General features: G+C 67.5%; 2 protein-coding genes. Both read right to left on the bottom strand.

What is annotated here, in order from left to right; genetic code table 11:
- Window positions 1-226: transposase (locus EAO76_RS41235; protein ID WP_262375389.1), on the bottom strand; the 226-nt coding region annotated here is incomplete at its 3' end.
- Window positions 227-525: 299 nt separating this feature from the next.
- The coding region (locus EAO76_RS41230; RefSeq protein ID WP_262376185.1) for a WD40 repeat domain-containing protein at window positions 526-3,355 on the bottom strand (2,830 nt) is incomplete at its 5' end.

Genomic DNA, 3,355 nt, shown 5'->3' with positions numbered 1-3,355 from the left:
TCCAGTCCCGCAGCCGCCGCCAGGCCGTCACCCCACTGCAGCCGGTCCGCTCGGCGGGCACGTCTCTCCAGCTGACGTTCTTGCGCAGCACGTACACGATGCCCCGAAGAGCCGCACGGTCGTCCGCCGGCAACCGCCCGGGATACCGATGACGCCGCGGCGGCCGGGGCGGCAGCAGCGGAGCGATGCGTTCCCACAGGTCATCAGGCACAAGATCATCCGACACCCGCACCACTCTGCCCCTGCCAGCCCCGGTCGCCAAGCCCTCACGCTGAACTCATTCTGAAACGATCAGTTAGTCACTCCATGACAGCCAACGCCACGGGTACCAGGCCAGAAAAGCGACAGCTCAGACCGCCGGACCACCGGAACTCAACGGCTGACACCCAACCCGCTGACACCACCCCCGACCAATCACACGTAGGAAGGAGCCGGGTCGGTTGTATGCGGCGACAGCGGCATGGGGCATCTGCGAAACCCCAGGTCACAACCACAATCTGAGATCTCTACCGGACCCGGGGCGGTTCAGGATCTGTCGTCGCTACTGGAAGCGTGCTCAGTACCCGCCGAGTCTGGGCAAACTGGATCGGGCGCCTGGCCGCGCAAGTAGGCAGAGCGTTCCTGCTGGCTGAAGTCCCGGTGGATGGCTTGACAGATGCGCCTACTGGCTTCGGCCGCATCAGGAAGGTCTACGTTCCACAGCCGCACCGTGGTGTCTTCACTGCCGGTGGCGAGGGTCTTGCCGTCGCGGCTGAACGCCACCGAGTACACCGAGTCGGTGTGGCCTGTGAGCCTGGCCCGTAGCGTGTAAGGCCCATGAGAGGTCACATTCCACAGCCGCACCGTGGTATCGCCACTGCCGGTAGCGAGGGTCTTGCCGTCAGGACTGAACGCCACCGAGAGCACCGGGGCGGTGTGGCCGGGGAGCGTGGCCCGTAGCGTGTAAGGCCGCCCATGAGAGGTCACATTCCACAGCCGCACCGTGGTGTCTTCACTGCCGGTGGCGAGGGTCTTGCCGTCGCGGCTGAACGCCACCGAGTGCACCGAGTAGGTGTGGCCTGTGAGCCTGGCCCGTAGCGTGTAAGGCCCATGAGAGGTCACATTCCACAGCCGCACCGCGTTGTCGTAGCTGCCGGTGGCGAGGGCCTTGCCGTCGCGGCTGAACGCCACCGAGTCCACCGTGCCAGTGTGGCCTGTGAGCCTGGCCCGTAGCGTGTAAGGCCCATGAGAGGTCACATTCCACAGCCGCACCGCGTTGTCGCCACTGCCGGTAGCGAGGGTCTTGCCGTCAGGACTGAACGCCACCGAGTCCACCGTGCCAGTGTGGCCTGTGAGCCTGGCCCGTAGCGTGTAAGGCCCATGAGAGGTCACATTCCACAGCCGCACCGCGTTGTCGTAGCTGCCGGTGGCGAGGGTCTTGCCGTCAGGACTGAACGCCACCGAGTACACCGAGTAGGCGTCGCCGGGGAGCGTGGCCCGTAGCGTGGAGGACCCGTCAGGCGCCACACTCCACAGCCGCACCGTGTTGTCGTCGCTGCCGGTGGCGAGGGTCTTGCCGTCAGGACTGAACGCCACCGAGTCCACCGAGTCGGTGTGGCCGGGGAGCGTGGTCCGTAGGGTGGAGGGCCCGTCAGGCGCCGCACTCCACAGGCGCACCGTGTTGTCTTCACTGCCGGTGGCGAGGGTCTTGCCGTCGCGGCTGAACGCCACCGAACTCACCGGGTTGGTGTGGCCTGTGAGCCTGGCCCGTAGCGTGTACGGCCCATGAGAGGTCACATTCCACAGCCGCACCGCGTTGTCGTAGCTGCCGGTGGCGAGGGTCTTGCCGTCAGGACTGAACGCCACCGAACCCATCGTGTCGGTGGAGCCGGGGAGCGTGGCCCGTAGCCTGGAGGACCCGTCAGGCGCCACACTCCACAGCCGCACCGTTTCGTCGTCGCTGCCGGTGGCGAGGGTCTTGCCGTCAGGACTGAACGCCACCGAGTCCACCGTGCCAGTGTGGCCTGTGAGCCTGGCCCGTAGCGTGTAAGGCCCATGAGAGGTCACATTCCACAGCCGCACCGTGGTGTCTTCACTGCCGGTGGCGAGGGTCTTGCCGTCAGGACTGAACGCCACCGAGTCCACCGTGCCAGTGTGGCCTGTGAGCCTGGCCCGTAGCGTGTAAGGCCCATGAGAGGTCACATTCCACAGCCGCACCGTGGTGTCTTCACTGCCGGTGGCGAGGGTCTTGCCGTCAGGACTGAACGCCACCGAGAGCACCGGGGCGGCGGGGCCTGTGAACCTGGCCCGTAGCGTGTAAGGCCCATGAGAGGTCACATTCCACAGCCGCACCGTGTTGTCGTAGCTGCCGGTGGCGAGGGTCTTGCCGTCAGGACTGAACGCCACCGAGAGCACCGTGCCAGTGTGGCCTGTGAGCCTGGCCCGTAGCGTGGAGGACCCGTCAGAGGCCGTACTCCACAGCCGCACCGTCTGGTCGTCGCTGCCGGTGACGAGGGTCTTGCCGTCAGGACTGAACGCCACCGAGTCCACCGAGTCGGTGTGGCCAGCGAGGCGGCTCCGGAGTGGGAGTGCGGCAGCTGCGTAGAGGCTGCCCGCGGCTTCGATGGTGGGGCTGATTCGGTGGGCCTGGACGGCCAGGAGTGAGGCCAGGTCAGGATTGGTGCCGATCAGGGCAGTGGACTGGGCAGCCAGCTGGCGCGACTGGGCCTCGTACTGGGCGGCGACGGCGTCGTGTTGCGCGGTGATTGCTGTTTGCCGTTGCCAGAAAGCGACTCCTGCAGCGAGAAGGGCGAGGACAAGCAGGCCGGCCAGGGCGGTGTTGATGCGCCGGGTGCGGCGGAGCGCGGCCTGCTGGCGTTGTTGGCTGGCCGTGAAGTAGGTGGTGATCTCTGGCGGGAGTGGGCGTTGGCGGGCCCAGTCCGTGCCTTCCGCGAGAACGGTTCCGTCCAGCAGGTCGCCGGTCAGGCCGCTTTCCGCGTGGCGTGTCTGCTGTTCGGCGACGCGGTGCAGCCAGACCTGGAAGCGGTGGTCCTGCGCCACCCAGCCGCGTAGGGTCCCCCAGTCACGGATGAGGGCGTCGTGGATGAGTTCCGCGGTCGGTTCACCCACGGTGTCGCCAGGCTGTGTCACCGTGCGGGTGGTGATGATGCGGCGGCGGGTCAGGGCTGCCAGCACGTCCTCGAAGACCGAATCGGCCGCCGGGCTTGCGGTCGTGGGGTCGGTGGTGAGGGCGCGCAGGCGGGTGAGGGTGGCCTGTTGGCGTGTGGCCGGGATGGCGTGGGCTTCGTCGGCGGGCCGGACCAGGGCGGTGAGGATGCGCTGTGCGGTCGGGACGTGTTCGGCGGGCAGGTCGCTA

This window comes from Streptomyces sp. sk2.1 (genome assembly GCF_008120935.1).
Taxonomy (GTDB): Bacteria; Actinomycetota; Actinomycetes; order Streptomycetales; family Streptomycetaceae; genus Streptomyces.
Note: the sequence above shows the minus strand (reverse complement) of the source record. Positions and strands in the feature narration are given on the sequence as shown.